We start from the raw sequence: 16,088 nt of genomic DNA, 5'->3' as shown, positions 1-16,088 counted from the left end.
CGGCGGGTATTTCCCTGTCAGGCTGAGGCGATGGAGGAACCCTTGGCCCTCATGACGTTGGGTTCCGACATGGACCGCTTCCTGCGGATGTCCGGACAATACGTTGGGTTAGATTGCGCGAGTGTTAAGCAGCGCGATGAAGAAGTTTCTCGACACAGAAACGGTTTTCTCCATCCGCGCGCGCATAGCGTTGTGCATCGGTCATCTCCTTCACCAGGAACATGCCGAGGCCGCCGATCGCACGGTCATCGATTCCGGCCTCGATGTCGGGCGCCTTCTGCACCGTCGGGTCGAAGGGGGCACCGTCATCGATCGTCGTCAGCCGCACCTGCAGTCCCGCGGGATCGGGCACCGCTTCCAGCTCCACGCTGAAGCGTCCCTCCTCGCCGTCCGGCCAGGCGCAGCGCGCGATGTTGGTGACGATCTCCTCCGCCACCAGGCGCAGCTGCATGGCTTCCGCCATCGTGGCGCCGGCATCGCCCAGATGCTCCTCGATGGCATCCAGCAGCCGTTCCACCGCCTGCTCGTCACGCGCGCATTCCAGCTGGAGCATCGCCATCTCAGCCTCTCGCCCTCGTCACGCGCATGCCAGCTCCTCCACCGTCGAATCGATGGCACGGGCCGGCGGATGCCCACGCCAGTGCAGCGCGATCATCGTGATGTCGTCCGCCTGCGGCTCCGTATCCGCGAAGGCCTCCACCTGCCGCGCCACCGCTTCCACCAGCTGCGCGGGCGCTTCCAGCGCCGGATCGGCCACGATGGCGGCCAGGCGATCGTCGCCGAACAGGATGTCGCCCGGCGCCACCGCCTCCGTCACGCCGTCCGTGAACATCAGCACCATGTCGCCGGCATCCAGCGTCACCTGCTGGTCCACGAACTCCATGCCATCCATGACGCCGAGTGCGATGCCGCGCGCCACCGGCAGCTCCGCCTCCCCCACCGCGCCGCGGCGGCGCGGCGGGTTGTGGCCGGCATTGGCGTAGGTCATCAGCCCCGTGCGGCAATCCAGCACGGCGGCGAAGACGGTGGCGAACATCATCGTCGGATTGTCGGTGGACAGCACGTCGTTCGCCTGCGCCAGCGCCTCCGCGGGGCTCGCGCCGCGGCCGATCGCGGCCCGCAGCAGGCTGCGCGCCATGGCGATGAAGATGGCGGCATGCACGCCCTTGCCGGAGGCATCGCCGATCAGCAGCGCCAGGCGGTGTTCGTCCAGCATCACGAAGTCGCAGAAATCGCCGCCCACTTCCTTCGCCGGCACCATCGCGGCATGCAGCCGGAAGTCGGGGCGCTTCGGGAAGGTGGTCGGCACGGAGGACAGCTGCAGCCGCCGCGCGACATCCAGCTCCTCCCGCATCCGGTTGAGCTGCGTGCGCTCCTCCAGCGCCTGGCGCACCAGGGCCAGGTCGCGCGTCCGCTCCTCCAGCAGCGTCGCCATCGCCTGGTGCTGCTGCACGACATGGCCCGAAAGCCGCGTGAAGGCGGGGCCGAGCGCCGCGCCCTCCCCTTCCAGCAGGCCCAGGATCTCGTCACGCTCCGGCCCATCCAGCACCGCCGTCAGCCGCGCGATCTCCTGCCCGATCAGCGCGCGTTCGCGCAGCGCCGACAGGCGGTTGCGCGTCTGCAGCCGGTCCAGCGCCAGGGTGTTGCTGCGGAGCGATTCCAGCGCGGCCTGGATATCACCGACTTCGTCGCGCCGCGCGGCGATGGCGGCGGAGGCGAAGATGTCGCCGCCCGCCACCGCCTGCAGCGCGCGGGCGAGTTCGCTGAGCGGGTCGATGGCATCGCGGATGACGCGGTAGAGCAGCCCGCAGGTGACGGCACCCGCCACCACCAGCAGCGCGCCGGCCAGCAGCAGCAGCAGCTGGCGCGACTGCGTCTCCGCCGTCGCATCGGCCAGCACCAGCACCTCGCCGACGCGCGCGCCGGCGGAATTGTCGAGGGGCGTGGCCTCCAGCCGGAACAGCCGGCCGGCGAGGGCCAAGGTCTGTCCCTCACGCAGCGCGGCCGCGCTGTCGCGCAGCGACTGGTCGGTGGCGAAGGTCACGCGGCCCTGGCGGTCCCGCAGCAGCAGGTCGGCGCCCAGCTGCCGCGCCACGCCGCCCAGCGCCGCATCGGCCGCCATGCTGGCCGAGAGCAGGTCGCCGGTGGAAAGCCGCAGGCTGACCACCAGCAGCATGGGGCCCTCGGCCGAGGCCTCGAACCGCGCGGAGATGCCATCCGGCGCCAGGTCGCGCTGCAGGGCGGTGGCGCCGCTGGCCAGCGGTTCCGCCGCCGCCGGCGCTGCCGCCAGCAGCTGGCCCTGCGGCCCCACCATGTCGATGCGCCCGGCGGGCCCGTCCAGCCCCGTCTCCGCCAGCAGCGCCGCCAGGCGCTGGCGCAGCGCCGACTCGTCATGCGCCGCACGCGCCGTGCGCAGCGCGTCATCCGCCGCCATCTGGCGCAGCAGCGTGACGAGTGGCGCGCCGGCGCGCTCCACCGCCTCGTTCAGCGACGCCGATTGCACGGCGGCGCGGAGCGCGGCGGCACGATCCTCCCCGTCGCGCAGCACCAGCCAGGCCGGCACGGCGACGGAAGCCGCGACCAGCGCCATGGCGAGGCCGAAGAGAAGCAGGATGCGGGATCTCAGCAGCATGGGATCACACCGTCTCCGCCACGCGCAGCAGGCCGACCGGCGGGAAGGACCGCAGGCGCCGTGCGCTGTCCATGCGGACGAGGAAGGACATGCGGGTCAGCGTCTCCACCGGGATCGTCTCCGGCGCGCGGCCCTGCCGCAGGATCTGCTCCGCCTTGAAACCCGTGAAGGCGCCGACGCTGTAGTAGCGGCTGACCAGCCCGGCCAGCCCCTCTGCGAACTGCACGAAGCGCTCGGAAGCCGCGAAGGTCGGCAACCCCGCTTCCAGCGCGCTCCGCGTCAGCACCGCGCGGTGGTCGTTCAGGAAGGTGTCCGGCGGGATGTAGAGCCAATCGACGCCCGCCATCCGCGCCTCCGCCACCAGGCCGGGGATGGAGGCGGCGTCGGGCCGCCGCGCGCCATCCAGCGCCACCGGCAGCTCCACCAGCCCCTCCCCCAGCAGCGCCCGCATCTGCGCGATGACGGAGAGCGAGTTGCGTTCGTTCGGGTTGAAGATCGCGGCGACGCGGGAATAGGCGCGGTAGCGCGCCATGGCGCGCATCTGCACCTCCACGGAGGCGATGTATTCCGTGCCCGTCACCGGCCGCCCCGGCGCATCCGCCGCGCGCACCAGCTTGTTGCCGACGGGATCGGTGACGATGTTGAACACCACCGGCACGCCGGTGATGTGCCGCGCGGGATCTACCGCATCCCAGGGACCGATCGCCGCGATGGCGAGCGAGGTGCCCCAGAGATAGACCAGGTCCGGCTTGGTCTCCCGGATCTCCGCGATCATCGCCGGCAGGCGCCGCAGGTCCTGCGCCACGTCCCGCACCGTCAGCTCCACCGGGATGCGGCGCGCGGCGAAGTGGTCACGGAAGCCGTCGCAGGCTTCCTCCCATCCGCGGAACAGCAGCATGGTGATGCGATGCGGCCGCACCTGCGCCAGTGATGGCGTCGCCAGCAGCAGCGTGGAGGCGGCCAGCAGGCCGCGTCGGTCGAGGGTCATGCCAGCGCCTTCCGGTTGTTGCGGCCCAGCAGCAGGGCCAGCGCATAGGCCAGCGCGGTGGCGGCGGAGACGACGCCCAGCACCAGCATCGCCTGATGCCCGCCGCCCACGGCCAGCAGCGCCGCCGCGGCCGGCGGCCCGATCACGCTGCCGAGCCGCTCCGCCAGCCGCAGGAAGCTCATCATCGCGGCGGAACTCGGCGCGCCCGGCCGCAGGCTGAGCGCCGGGATCATGGCCAGCATCGGCGCGGCCGCCAGGCCCTGCGCGAAGCCGGTCGCGATCACCGCCAGCGGCAGCGCGGCATGGCCCGGCAGCCAGAGCGGCGCCAGCAGCCCCGCGCCGTTCAGCAGCCCCGCGGCCACGATGATGGTGCCGCCGCGGCCGGAGCGATCAGCCACCCAGGCGCCGAACATGATGGCCGGCAGCATGCAGAGGCCGTAGAGCATCACGTTGCGGCCGATGGCGGCCTGGCTGAGGCCGAGCTCCCGCAATTCCAGCGGCGCCAGGAAGAAGACGAAGCCGCCCAGCAGCACCTTGGCCGGGATGGCGGCCAGCAGCACCAGCAGGATGAAGTGCGGCTCCGCGAAGGCGGCGCGGGCGGATTGCCACAGGCCGCCGCGCTTCTCCTCACTCTCGCCACCCGCCGGCATGCAACGCCAGGCCAGCGCGGCAATGCCCAGCACCAGGATGGCGGAGGCGACGAAGGTCAGGCGGAAGCCGAGCCGGTCCGCCAGCACCGCGCCGATGGCGGTGCCGCAGACCGCACCCGTCATCACCGCGGCCGTGAAGCCGCCCAGCGTGCGCGCCATGCGCCCCTGCGCGGCTTCCCGCGCCAGCTGCACCTGGCAGGCGATGGTGACCACGGCGTAGCCCGCGCCGCAGATGGCGCGCGCCGCCGCCAGCGTCATGAGGTCCGGCGCCAGCGCCGCGCCGAGATGGCCGATGCCGGCAGGGATCATGCCCAGCATCAGCGCGCGTCGCGGGCCGTGGCGCGCCACCATCTGCCCGCCCCAGGGCGTCAGCAGCGCGACGGCGGCGACGAAGGTCACCAGCGGCAGCGCCGCCCCCATCATGCCCTGCTGCCCGCCCGCCAGCTCCATCGCGAAGATGGGGTTGAAGGAGGTGGAGAGTTGTTCGGCGAAGACGAAGAGGAACAGCGGCAGCCGCGCGGAAGCCGCGCCACCGCCCAGCCCTTCGCGCACGGCTTCCGTGCCGAAGCGCAGCCTGTCCTTCACGTCCTCCAGCACCGCCGCCGCGCGACGGCCCGCGCCGCTTTCCCCCGCCAGCCAGCACAGTCGGTCCCAGCGGTCATTGGTGCGGCGGACCAGCACGTTGAAGTGGCGCGCGACGCGCCCGGCCTCTGCGCCGATGTCCCCCGGCGCCCGCGCAGTCCAGTCGCCGCGCCCGAGCCGCGCCTGCAGCCGCAGCACCATGTCGATCGGCGCGGCGACGAGGCGGGAGAGGATGAAGCGCAGGAACTCCGCCGTGGCCAGCAGCACGACGAGCAGCACGATCAGCACGTCCCACCGCATGTCATCGAGCGCGGTGTCGAGACGGGCGCGCGCGATGCCCACATGCAGCCAGCCCGCGATGCGCCCTTCCTCCAGCAGTGGCTGGGCGGCGTCGTAGCTGTTGCCCTGCACGCGCATCAGCGCGCCGCGGCTGGGCGCCGCGGTGCCCGCCGGCAGCCCCGCGAATTCCGCCGGCGCGCTGCCGGCGGCGGAGACCACGCGGCCCGCGCCATCGGTCAGCAGCACATAGGCCAGGCCTTCCCGCGTCGCGAGCAGGCCGGCGAGGTAGTCATCCAGCCCCGACAACCCGCTGAAGGGCACGCCGAGGTCGAGCGCGCGCTGCACGGCCTGCGCGCCGATGCTGCCGACGACCGTCGCCTCCCGCTCCAGCTCCGGGCGCAGCTCCGTCTCGAAGCTGCGCAGCGCGGCGGTGGAGACGAAGCCAACGGTGAGCGTCAGCAGCAGCACCGCGACGGCGACGACGCTGCCGACCAGGCGACGATCCGGGCTCATGGCGTGGCAGGCTCCAGCCGCGTGGGGGCGTTGGGTTCGGGGATGGTGGCGGCGATCGCCTCCAGCCGCCGCTCGGCGTCGGAGAGCACGGAATCGGCCTCCGCGATCGCCTGCTGCAGGCCGCTGGCCAGCGGTTCCGGCGCCGCGCCGGGCTGCATCGCGGTCTCCACCGCCGCGAACCAGCGCCGTGCCTGGCGGGTGACGAGGTGGATGCCGAGGATGCCGAGCGGCACGGCCAGCGCCAGCGCCAGCAACCCCGCCTGCACCATGCCGAGCAGCGCGGAGGTCAGGCGTTCATCCACGGCCTCCCGCCCGTAGCGCAGCAGCACCGCCCCTTCCAGCTGGCCGAAGCCGTTGACGATGGGCGCGCCGATGCCGTAGCGGTCGCCATCGCGGAAGCGCCAGGCATCCGCCGCCGCACGCGGGTCGAACAGGGCGCGCGCGACCGTGGTGCCGAGGTTCTGGCGATCCGTGTCGAACAGCACCACGCCATCGGAATCCGCGATGGCAAGGCCGCCGATCAGCGGCTCCGCCGCCCGCGCCCGTTCCAGCAGCGCCTGCGCGCCGGGCACGCCGGCGAGCCGCACGCCGAGCGCGAGGGAATTCTCCACCGTGCCGCCGAGTTCGCCGGCCAGGATCTCCAGCACCTTCGCCTGCTGCTCCAGCAGCATGCGTTCGAACTTCAGGTAGTTGAGCCCCGCCGTCAGCGCGCAGCCCAGCAGCAGCATGATGGCGAGCACGCCGCCGAGGCGCGTCGCGAAGGAAGCGCCGCCCGTCATGCCGCGGCGCTCCATCGCACCGGCGCGGCCTGCGGCGCGGGGAAGGCAGCGGAGAGCGTCTCCGCGAAATCATGCGCGGTGACGATGGGCACGGGCAGCGCCGCGAAATCCTCCGGCGCGGGGAAGCGGTAGTAGTTGCCGCCTGCCGGCTGCGGCGCGCCGGCCGGCGTGCCGCCGGCCGCGATGGTCGCCGCTGCCTCCGCCGCGATGGCGACGCCGCCGCGATAGAGCGCCGCCGTATGCGCCATCAGCGAACGCGAGGTGTCCAAGGGCACACGCGCGATGCCGAGGATGGGTCCCGTATCGATGCCGCGATCGACCATATGCACGGTGCAGCCCAGCACCGGCTCCCGCTTCAGGATCTGCCAGAAGGGCGCGAAGAGGCCGCGATAGCCCGGCAGCGCGCCGGGATGGACGTTGATGATGCCACGCGGGATGGCATCGATCACGCGCTGCGGGAAGATCAGCGAGAAGCGGGCGGAGATGACGAGGTCCGGCCGCCAGTCCAGCAGCGTGCGCGCACCGCCATCGGCCTTGAGGTCGAGCAGCGGGGTCCATTCATCGGGATGTGGCAGGCCGCCGAAACCGCTCTCCAGCGCGGCGAAGGTGTCGATCGCCACGTCGCGTTCCAGCAGCTTCATGATCTTCAGGGCAGGGACGGCATTCTCCGCATCCCGCGTCTTCACGCTGCAGAAGAAGCGCAGCGTCGCGAAGCCCAGCCTCTCCGCCAGGATGCGGGCTGCCAGCAGGCCGTGGATGTCCTTCTTGACGCAAAGCGCGATACGCATGCCCGCCCCATGTCCCTCGCGACCGGCGGGATTTTTCCCACGCGCGCCGCGCCATGTGCCGGGCCTTTTGCCCCGGACCAGATAACCCGACCCTGGTTGACCCCCGGTGAATGCGACATGCGGAAACGGCCCGCCCAGACGGGGCCCGCACGCCGTCCTGTCCGGACAACCGCAACCCAACGTCGCTGGTGGATATCACCCGAATGCAACCAGACACGGTGCATCGCCTCACGCCCGCGTGAGGCATTGGCTCAGCCGCAGACGCGGACGGCCTCTGGCCCTTCGAAGCCCTCGAACTCCGCCAGGTGGTCGGCGGCCTCGATCCATTGCAGCAGGCCGGGCTCCGCGGTGATGCGGGCCGTGCCCTCGATGATGCGGGTAGAGGAGAGGGCGCTCTGCCGGCGATAGGTCAGCGCCAGGCCGTCATCGGCGATGCGCCAGTCCAGCACCGGCAGCGGCTTGCAGAAGAACAGCAGGCGGACGGAGATGGTGCCCGTGCGGTCGCCCTGCAGCAGCAGCCTGGCCTGGCCGCTATCGCCCTTCAGCTTCGCGGTCCGGCCGATCCATTCGGGAAAGGGCGGCACGCCGATCCGCGCCCGGGCGGGCGCGGCCAGCAGCAGCAGGGGGGCGGCGAGCGCCGCGCGGCGGGCAAGGGTTGGCATGGCGGGGACGATGCGGGCGCAATCCTCTCGACATCGTATCCATGCCGCCGCCCCGCCCCCCGGCGCAAGAACTGTCACATTTTGAAAAAATCACGCCGCGCCAGTTGGTTACCAGCCGTTAATCCGTGACCACATCGCGACCACGCGCCCGCCTTCCAGCACATGGTAGCGGTCATGCGCCGCCGCGGTCAGGCAGACATGGTTCGGCACCACGCGGACCCGCGCGCCGACCGGCAGGCGATCCAGCGGCAGGGTGCCGCCTTCCGCCGCGCGCACCTCGCCATGTTCCTGGTGCACGCGCGTGACCAGCGCCTCGCCCAGCGTCGCGTGGCCGTCGCGGTCCAGCACGCGGCCGAACTTCCAGTCCCGCGGCGCCCCTTCCGTGCTGCGGTCCTTCGACAGCGCCAGCGCGCCCGCATCCAGCAGCACGGCATTGCGTTGCGGGTAGTTGCCGATGACGCTGCCCAGCACCGTCACCGCGATGTCCTCCAGCGGATGGGTGCCGATCTGGCCCTGCAGCAGGTCGCCCATCATGTAGACGCCGGCGCGCATCTCGGTCACGCCCTCGAGGTGCCGCGCATGCATCGCAGTCGGCGATGCGCCGGCCGAGACGATGCCGACCTGGTGCCCGGCCTGCCGCAGCCGCTCCGCCGCCGCGACGATTCCCGCGCGCTCCACCTCCGCGATCTCGGCCATCGCCTCGTCGCTGCGCCCCGCATAGGAGTGGCCGGAATGGGAGAGCACGCCCGCCAGCTTCGGGCCGAGCGCCTGCGCGATCGCCAGCAGCGCCTCGCCCTCCGGCGCAACCCCCGCGCGGCCCTCGCCGACATCCACCTCGATCAAGGTCGGCAGCACGCCGGGATGGGCGGCGATGGCGCGCGCCGTCGCCAGGTCATCGGTGATGATCTTCACCGCCGCACCCTGCGCGTTCAGCGCCGCCACGGCATCCAGCTTCGCGGGCACGATGCCCACGGCATAGACCTGGTCGAGGAAGCCATGCTCCGCGAAGTAGCGCGCCTCCGCCAGCGTGGAGACGGTGATGGCGCCCTTTCCGGGGGCGGCGAGGTCCGCGACCTGCGCCGATTTCGCGGTCTTGAGGTGCGGGCGCAGCATCACGCCGGGATGCCGCGCCATGGCGGCCTCCATCCGCGCCAGGTTGCGCTTCAGCACATCGAGGTCGAGCAGCAGGCAGGGCGTCGGCAATTCGTCGAGCGTCATCAGATCGCGACCCCCATCAGTTCCGCATAGCGCGGCGTGGCCTTGAGGCCCGTGCCCGTCAGCACCACCACCGTCGTCTCCCGCGCCGCGATGGTGCCGGCGGCGACGAGCTTCGAATAGGCCGCGGCCGCCTGGGCGCAGGTGGGCTCCACATAGATGCCGGTGCGGGCGAGGGAGAGGCTGGCCTCGGCGATCTCCGCCTCCTCCAGCAGCACGGCGCCGCCGCCGGATTCGCGCATGGCGGTCAGGCATTCCGGCAGGCGGATGGGCTGCGCGATGGCGGTGCCCTCCGCGATGGTGGGCTGCGCCGCCTGTTCGGGCAGGCCGAGCGCCGCGCGGGCGATCGGCCCGCAATTCGCGGGCTGCGCGGCGAAGATCTTCGGGAGTTTCGCGATCTGGCCAGCGCGGAGCAGTTCCGAAAAGCCGAGCCAGCAGCCCAGCACGTTCGATCCCGCGCCGCAGGGCACGATGACGTTGTCCGGCGCCTTGAAGCCGAGGTCCTCCCACAGCTCATAGGCCAGCGTCTTCGTGCCCTCCAGGAAGAAGGGCTGCCAGTTGTGGCTGGCATAGAAGAGCTCCGCCGATTTCGCGAGCGCGGCATCCGCGCAATCCTGTCGGCTGCCGGGAATGAGCTCGATGGTCGCGCCCGCGGCGCGGGATTGCACCGTCTTGGCCGGGCTGGTGCTGGCCGGGACGAAGATCGTCGCCGCGATCCCGCCCGCCGCCGCATAGGCCGAAACGGCCGCGCCGCCATTGCCCGAGGAATCCTCCAGCACCGCCTCCACGCCCTGGTCCTTCAGCAGGGAGAGCATCACGGAGGCGCCGCGGTCCTTGAAGGACCCCGTCGGCATGAACCATTCGCATTTCAGCAGCGCCGTGCCGCCGGGCAGGGCGCGCTCCACCAGCGGCGTGCAGCCCTCCCCCATGCTGATGCGCGCCTTCGGCGCCCAGGGGAGTGCCGCGGCATAACGCCAGATGCTGCGCGTGCCCGTCTCGATCTCGGTCTTCGAAAGACCGGGCCGCGGCGTCAGCAGCAGCGGCGCCTGGCCGTCGCCGCACCAGCGGGGGATGGAGAGGGGCCATGTGCGGCCGGTCCGGGGGTCGAGGTAGCTCTGCATGGCGGCACTCTCCCTTGCCCGGCGGGCCGCGGCAAGCGAGGCTCCCGCCATGATCACGACCGACCCCGTCCTCCGCCTGGCTGCCGACCTCATTGCGATCGACAGCCGCTCCTCGCTTTCCAACCTGTCGGTCGCCGACCGGGTGGAACAGGAACTCAAGGGGTTCGAGGTGGAGCGGCTGGACTACACCGATGGCAACGGCGTCGCGAAGCGGGCGATCGTCGCCCATAAGGGACCGAAGGGCGGCTACGCGCTCTCCGGCCACATGGACACGGTGCCCGCCACGGGGTGGGAAAGCGCGCCCTGGACGCCGCGCATCGACGAGGCGGGTTTCCTGCACGGCCTCGGCAGCGTGGACATGAAGGGCCAGGTCGCGGCCGCCATCATCGCGGCCCAGCGCGCGCCCGCCGGCGTCGGCGCCACCCTCCTCATCACCGCGGATGAGGAGACGACGAAGCAGGGTGCCGCCATCATCGCGAAGCAGTCGACGCTGGCGAAGTCGCTCGGCCTCAAGGGCATCGTGGTGGCGGAGCCGACGGGGCTGGTGCCGGTGCGCGGCCATCGCAGCCACATCGCCTTCACGGCCACCGCGCGCGGGCTGCAGGCGCATTCCTCCACCGGCAAGGGGGTGAACGCGAACTGGAAGCTGCTGCCCTTCCTGGCCGCGATGCGCAGCGTCCATGACGAGCTTCGCACCAACCCCGCGCTGCACGACCAGGCCTACGATCCCCCCTTCAGCGACTTCAACCTCGTCATCGACAACCACGGCACCGCCATGAACGTGACCGTCGCCAAGGCCAGCGCACTGATAAAATTCCGCTACAGCGCGAAGGTGGATCCGCAGCCCATCCTGCACGCCGTCCGCCAGGCCGCGCGCGAGGCCGGGATCGAGCTGGCGGAACAGCATGAGGGCTTCCCGCCCGAACTGGCGCTCGACCACCCGCTGGTGGCGCTCGCCGTGTCGCTGACCGGCCAGGCCGCCCGCACCGCGCCCTACGGCACCGATGCCAGCGAGTTGCAGGCCCTTGCCCCCTGCGTCGTGCTCGGCCCGGGGGACATCAGCACTGCCCATACGCCACGCGAATGCGCGCGCGCGCAGGACCTGGTGGATGCCGTGCCGGTCTTCGAGCGATTTCTGGCTTCAGCGTGAAGGGTTCGTCCCCTCAAGCACGGGGCGCGGCCTGAGCCGGCAGGGGCGGCGACAGACTCACCCACCGGTGTCGCTGACGATCCGTCCATCCACCAGATGGATGCGGCGCGTCGCGCGCTTGGCCAGGTCCGGATCATGCGTGACCACGATCACGGTCCGCCCTTCCTCCCGCGTCAGCCGCTCGAAGATGTCGAAGACGCCCGCGGCGTTGGCGGTATCCAGGTTCCCCGTCGGCTCATCCGCCAGGATCAGCGCGGGATCATTGGCGAGCGCCCGTGCCACGGCGCAGCGCTGGCGCATGCCGCCGGAGAGTTGTTCCGGCAGCTTGCGCGCTGCCGCCCCCAGCCCCAGCGCGCCGAGCAGCGCCATCGCCCGCTCCCGCACCGCCGGCCCCTTCAGCCGGCCGAGGCGCCGGATGGGGATCTCCACATTGTCCAGCGCGCTGAATTCCGGCAGCAGGAAGTGGAACTGGAAGACGAAGCCGAGCTTCGCCAGGCGCAGCGCCGCCAATTCGTTGGTGGAGAGCTTCGCGGTGTCCCGCCCCTCCAGCGCCACATGCCCGGCGCTCGGCCGGTCCAGCAGGCCGAGCAGGTAGAGCAGCGACGACTTCCCCGACCCCGAGGGCCCCGTCACCGCCACGAACTCGCCGCGCCCGAAAGCGAGGTTCACGTCCCGCACCAGCACCGCCCCTTCCGGCAGCTGCCGCGTGGCACCGACAGCTTCCAGCAGGGGGGCCTGCGGCAGGCTCGGATCAGGCGGCGCCACGCACCACCTGCACGGGATCGAGCCGGCTGGCGCGCCGCGCCGGGATGACGGAGGCGATGCCCGCCGCCATCAGCGCGAAGAAGCTGGCCGCGGCGTAGATCCGCCAGTTGCGGTCGAGGATGAAGCTGTTGGCGCCCGATGGCGTGGAAGTCGCGAAGCGGATCTGGGCCAGCGCCTCGATCATCAGCGCGCCTAGCACGCAGCCGACGACCGCGCCCAGGAACCCCGCCACCAGCCCCTGCACGAGGAAGAGCACCTGGATGTCGCCCTCCGTGAAGCCGAGCGACTTCAGGATGGCGATGTCGCGCGTCTTCTCGAACACCACGGTGGAGATGATGTTGTAGATGCCGAAGGCCGCGACCAGCAGGATGGCGCCGGTGACGGAATAGGTGATGGCGTTCTGGATGACGAAGACCGTCAGGACATTGGCGCTCTGCTCCTCCCAGCTCTCCGTCCGGTCGCCGAAGCGGGATTCGATCAGCCGCGCCATGGGCTCGGCCTGCGTCACATCGGCCAGCCGCACCAGGATCTGGTTCACGACATTCGGCCGGTCCTGCAGCACCTGGTTCACCTTCAGCAGCGCGAAGGCATTGCCCTGGTCCACCGTCTGGATGCCGGTGCGGAAGAGCCCTGCCACCTGCATGGACAGCACGACACCCTGCGGCGAGATCACCGTCAGCGTGTCGCCCATCCCGATGCCGAGCCGCTCCGCCAGCCCGACGCCGATGATGATGCCGTTCGCCGTGCGTCGCAGGTCATCGAGCCGCCCCGCGATCATGTCCTTCTCGATGTTGGAGACGCGGGCATGGCGCGCGGGCTCGATCCCCGTCACCACGGCGGAGACGTCCCGCGACCCGTAGCGCATCAGCGCCTGCCCCTGCAGCACGGGGGCGGCGGCGACGCCCTCCATGGCCTCCAGCATCGCCACCTTGTCGCCGGCGGCGCGGATGCCGCGGATGCGGTCCCGCGGCTTCACGCCACGGATCGCCACCGCCGCGTCGGGATGCGCCAGTTCCGCCGCCTGCGGCGCGGGGATGCGCGTCTCGTCCTTGATGGTGATGTGGGGCGCGACGTCGATGATCTGGTCGACGAAATAGGTCTGGAAGCCCCGCATCAGGGCGACGATGGCGATGAAGAAGGCGACGCCGAGCGCCACCCCACTCACCGAGACCAGCGTCTGCCGGCGCCTCCGCGCCAGCATGCCGCGGGCGATGTCGATCATGAGGAACATCAGGGCGGCGCGAGGCGGATGGCCTGGCCATCCACCAGGCCCGGCGGCGGCGCCAGCACCACCGCCTCCCCCACCGCCAGCCCGCGGCGGATCTCGATGCTGCGCGGCGCCTGGACGCCGATCTCGACCTCCCGCCGCCTCACGCGTTCCTTCTCCACCACCCAGACGAAGGGGGCGGCGCGCGGCGTGGCGCCGCCGGGGTTGCGGGGCGCCGCCGGCAGCACGACCGCGGCGGGCGGCAGCAGCACGGCGTCCGGCGTCTCCCGCAGCACGATGTTCGCCTCCACCGACATGCCGATCAGCAGCGGCGTGTCGTCGGGCAGGGCAAGGCGCACGCGATAGGCCTTGCGGGCGGTGTCGCCCTTCGGCGTGATCTGCGCGACTTCCGCCGTCAGCACCCGGCCCGCGAAGGCATCGGCGCGCAGCAGCACGCGCTGGCCGATGGCGATCCGGGCGATGTCCTCCTCATCCACTTCGGCCGTCACGCGCAGCGGCCGGGGCTCGCCCACCCAGAAGAGGCTGGCGGGCGTATCCACCACCTCCCCCACCTCCAGGTCGCGCCGCAGCACGACGCCGTCATTGGGCGCGCGGACGAGGTAGTCATCCAGCCGCTGCACGGCCGCGTCGGCGACCGACCGCGCGGCCCGGGCATCGCGTTCCGCCCGTTCCAGCGTCGCTCGGGCGGCGATGTCCCGCGCCACCAGGGTGCGGGTGCGCGCCAGATCCTCCGCCGCGAAGCGGGCGCGCGCCTCGGCCTCATCGGCCATGGAGCGGGATTGCCGGTCATCCAGGCGGGCCAGCACCTGTCCCTCCGTCACCCGCACGCCTTCCTCCGCCATCACGGCGCTGACGCGGCCGCGGATGGCGGGGCCGACGCGCGCCCAATGGACGGGTTCCACGGCGCCGGTGGCATAGACCGCCTCCAGCGCCGTGCCGGTGGTGGCCGTCACGATCCGGACGCGCGGCGGCAGCCCGAACAGGGTCCAGAGGGCGCCGCCGCCGAGGATCAGGAGGGTGAGGAGGAGCAGGAGGCGGCGCATCGCCGGGCACGGTAGCAGTTTTGCGCGAGAGCGGCAGGGTAGCGGGTTGTCCGCCGGCGCGCCGGGCGCTATAGGCCCCGCCGCAGCGTGCCGGCATAGCTCAGTGGTAGAGCAACTGATTCGTAATCAGTAGGTCCGCGGTTCAAATCCGCGTGCCGGCACCATTTTCTCTAACGGGTCGCCCACCGCCGCTGCGGACGCCACCGGACCACGATCAGGCGGGGCATGCAGCTCGGGGCTGAGGCGTGGCGTTCGGGCGGCCATGCCGATCCTTCCTCCCGCAGCCGGCCTGCTTCCCGCCGAGCGCCAACTGCGCCCGATGCCTGCGCTCGGGGCGCTTCCACGAATGCGCCGGCGGCAGAACCGTCGACCATCGCGACGGGCGGCGGCGGCAACCCGGTCGCGTGTTTCCCGCTCATGGCCTCATCCGCACCCCATCACGCGCAGGGAAAAGAACCACGGGAAGCCAAGCGCGCAGCGCAGGAGGCCGATTTCATCCCTATCTGGCGCGGTCATGGAACGCATGCGATTCCTGCGATCTCGAGCGGAGATCGCCCATGCGCCTCATTCCCATCGCCGTCCTCGCCCTGCTGGCTGCCGGCTGCGCGCCGACCCGGCAGGACTACGCCAGCCGCTGCGCTGGCCGAGGCGTCCAGCTGGGCACGTCGGACATGGACCGGTGCGTCGTGGATTCCGACAGCAGGATCCGCGAAGGGCTGATCCGGGGCGGCCGCCCGCCGGCCCCGCAGTCCGTCTTCGCGGCGCCCGACAACGGTGTTCCCGCCAACAGATTCTGAGCGGCACTCTCCAACCCCCCCCGACCTGCCCGACCCCCCCTTCATGCGGGGATCGAGCGGCCGGCCAGGCGGGAGGCAAGGCGGCGGACCGAACGGGCGCCGCGCCGCGCGTCACCTGAACGCAGGTGACCGGGCCTTTGCGCCGCCCGCGCACCGGATGAAGCGCGCGCCGGGCTGGATAGGCTTCGACGACTGATCGGCGCAAGGAACCGCGCGGCGAAGGTCACCGCCCTGGCAACGTCACCGCGTCTCCCGCGCCAGCGCCTCCGCCGCCGCGGCGAAGCCCCGGAAGCTCGCGGGCAGCGCCATCTCCTGCCCCGCCGCGTCCCGCCATTCCAGCCGACTTGCCTGTTCCGCCGGCAGGGCGCGCAGGCGGCGGACGGCATCCTCCCGCAGTTCGATCTCCGCGAAGCAGCCCAGGCGGTTGCAGCTCTGGAAGGGCAGGGCCAGCGGCTCCGTCCCTTCCACCACCAGCCGCACGGGCTGGGAGACGCGGATATTGACCGGCAGTTGCGCCACCAGGCGCAGCGGCGCGTCCCGTGTCGCGCGGCCCATCGCCAGGGCGGCGCCCAGCTGGCGGCCCTGGTCGCGCACGCCCATCACCATCTCGCAGGCCCGGGCGGGGGCGCGGCCGGCGCAGTTCACCGACCAGTCGCCGAACTGCGCGCTGGTGCGCTCCGGCGCCTCCGTCGTCAGCGCCGCCGGCGTGGCGGCCGGGGCGCTGCCGGGCGAAGTCACCGCGGGCGCGGCAGCCGGTGGTGCGCCGCGCCCCGCGGGCTGGGCCACCGGGCCGACCAGCGGCCACAGCACGGCGCCGCCCGCCACCACCAGCAGCCCCGCCGCCAGGCCCCATTGCCGCCCACGCGGCGCGATCCTGCGAATGCCCATGGTCACTC

Annotated in this window: 15 protein-coding genes and 1 tRNA gene; 3 read left to right on the top strand and 13 right to left on the bottom strand. The window is 72.0% G+C overall.

The features are described 5' to 3' along the window. Nucleotides 1–124 precede the first annotated feature (124 nt). The 9 genes from G3576_RS14655 to G3576_RS14615 all read right to left on the bottom strand — a co-directional run bounded on the left by G3576_RS14655 (nt 125) and on the right by G3576_RS14615 (nt 10,209). Nucleotides 125–559, bottom strand: coding sequence for an ATP-binding protein (locus G3576_RS14655; protein WP_164695156.1), 435 nt, complete (start codon nt 557–559; stop codon nt 125–127). Between the two features lie 18 nt (nt 560–577). Further along, nucleotides 578–2,632, bottom strand: a complete 2,055-nt coding sequence (locus tag G3576_RS14650) for a PP2C family protein-serine/threonine phosphatase (protein ID WP_164695155.1) — start codon at nt 2,630–2,632, stop codon at nt 578–580. 4 nt (nt 2,633–2,636) lie between these two features. Continuing rightward, on the bottom strand, nt 2,637–3,620 hold the full coding sequence (locus G3576_RS14645; protein ID WP_164695154.1) for an ABC transporter substrate binding protein: 984 nt from the start codon (nt 3,618–3,620) through the stop codon (nt 2,637–2,639). Next, nucleotides 3,617–5,644, bottom strand: coding sequence for an MFS transporter (locus G3576_RS14640; RefSeq protein WP_164695153.1), 2,028 nt, complete (start codon nt 5,642–5,644; stop codon nt 3,617–3,619). The genes G3576_RS14645 and G3576_RS14640 overlap by 4 nt, the downstream gene beginning before the upstream one ends. Further along, complete coding sequence (locus G3576_RS14635; protein ID WP_164695152.1) at nt 5,641–6,423, bottom strand: hypothetical protein; 783 nt, start codon at nt 6,421–6,423, stop codon at nt 5,641–5,643. The genes G3576_RS14640 and G3576_RS14635 overlap by 4 nt, the downstream gene beginning before the upstream one ends. Continuing rightward, the gene (locus tag G3576_RS14630; RefSeq protein WP_164695151.1) at nt 6,420–7,211 is read right to left on the bottom strand and encodes a formyltransferase family protein; all 792 of its coding nucleotides are present in this window, start codon (nt 7,209–7,211) and stop codon (nt 6,420–6,422) included. Before G3576_RS14630 ends, G3576_RS14635 begins: the two co-directional genes overlap by 4 nt. Nucleotides 7,212–7,462: 251 nt before the next feature. Beyond that, nucleotides 7,463–7,873 carry a hypothetical protein gene (locus tag G3576_RS14625; RefSeq protein WP_164695150.1) on the bottom strand — a complete coding sequence of 137 codons (411 nt, stop codon included), beginning with the start codon at nt 7,871–7,873 and terminating at the stop codon, nt 7,463–7,465. 108 nt (nt 7,874–7,981) lie between these two features. Then, the gene (locus tag G3576_RS14620; protein ID WP_164695149.1) at nt 7,982–9,091 is read right to left on the bottom strand and encodes an alanine racemase; all 1,110 of its coding nucleotides are present in this window, start codon (nt 9,089–9,091) and stop codon (nt 7,982–7,984) included. Continuing rightward, nucleotides 9,091–10,209, bottom strand: a complete 1,119-nt coding sequence (locus tag G3576_RS14615) for a pyridoxal-phosphate dependent enzyme (RefSeq protein WP_164695148.1) — start codon at nt 10,207–10,209, stop codon at nt 9,091–9,093. The genes G3576_RS14620 and G3576_RS14615 overlap by 1 nt, the downstream gene beginning before the upstream one ends. Nucleotides 10,210–10,258: 49 nt before the next feature. On the opposite strand from G3576_RS14615, the gene G3576_RS14610 reads away from it, so the two are divergent. Beyond that, complete coding sequence (locus tag G3576_RS14610; RefSeq protein WP_164695147.1) at nt 10,259–11,359, top strand: M20/M25/M40 family metallo-hydrolase; 1,101 nt, start codon at nt 10,259–10,261, stop codon at nt 11,357–11,359. 57 nt (nt 11,360–11,416) lie between these two features. Here the strand turns inward: G3576_RS14610 and G3576_RS14605 are convergent, their stop codons facing one another. Genes G3576_RS14605 through G3576_RS14595 form a run of 3 tightly spaced genes read right to left on the bottom strand, consistent with a single transcriptional unit; the run spans nt 11,417 to nt 14,395 of the window. Then, entirely contained in the window at nt 11,417–12,124 is a 708-nt protein-coding gene (locus tag G3576_RS14605) for an ABC transporter ATP-binding protein (RefSeq protein WP_328729135.1), read from the bottom strand. Further along, nucleotides 12,111–13,346, bottom strand: a complete 1,236-nt coding sequence (locus tag G3576_RS14600) for an ABC transporter permease (protein ID WP_235951936.1) — start codon at nt 13,344–13,346, stop codon at nt 12,111–12,113. The genes G3576_RS14605 and G3576_RS14600 overlap by 14 nt, the downstream gene beginning before the upstream one ends. Before the next feature lie 8 nt (nt 13,347–13,354). Next, nucleotides 13,355–14,395 (bottom strand): efflux RND transporter periplasmic adaptor subunit, encoded by a 1,041-nt coding sequence (locus G3576_RS14595; RefSeq protein ID WP_164695145.1) that lies wholly within the window; start codon nt 14,393–14,395, stop codon nt 13,355–13,357. An 89-nt stretch (nt 14,396–14,484) separates the two neighbouring features. Here G3576_RS14595 and G3576_RS14590 point away from each other — a divergent pair. Together G3576_RS14590 and G3576_RS14585 are read left to right on the top strand one after the other, a co-directional pair. After that, nucleotides 14,485–14,559, top strand: a tRNA-Thr gene (locus G3576_RS14590). Nucleotides 14,560–14,952: 393 nt separating this feature from the next. Continuing rightward, entirely contained in the window at nt 14,953–15,192 is a 240-nt protein-coding gene (locus G3576_RS14585; protein WP_164695144.1) for a hypothetical protein, read from the top strand. Between the two features lie 240 nt (nt 15,193–15,432). Here the strand turns inward: G3576_RS14585 and G3576_RS14580 are convergent, their stop codons facing one another. Further along, complete coding sequence (locus tag G3576_RS14580) at nt 15,433–16,080, bottom strand: invasion associated locus B family protein (RefSeq protein WP_164695143.1); 648 nt, start codon at nt 16,078–16,080, stop codon at nt 15,433–15,435. Between the last annotated feature and the right edge of the window lie 8 nt (nt 16,081–16,088).

Source organism: Falsiroseomonas algicola, from assembly GCF_011040385.1.
Taxonomy (GTDB): Bacteria; Pseudomonadota; Alphaproteobacteria; order Acetobacterales; family Acetobacteraceae; genus Falsiroseomonas; species Falsiroseomonas algicola.
The sequence above is the reverse complement of the archived record's forward strand: the minus strand, read 5'-3'. Positions and strand labels throughout refer to the sequence as shown.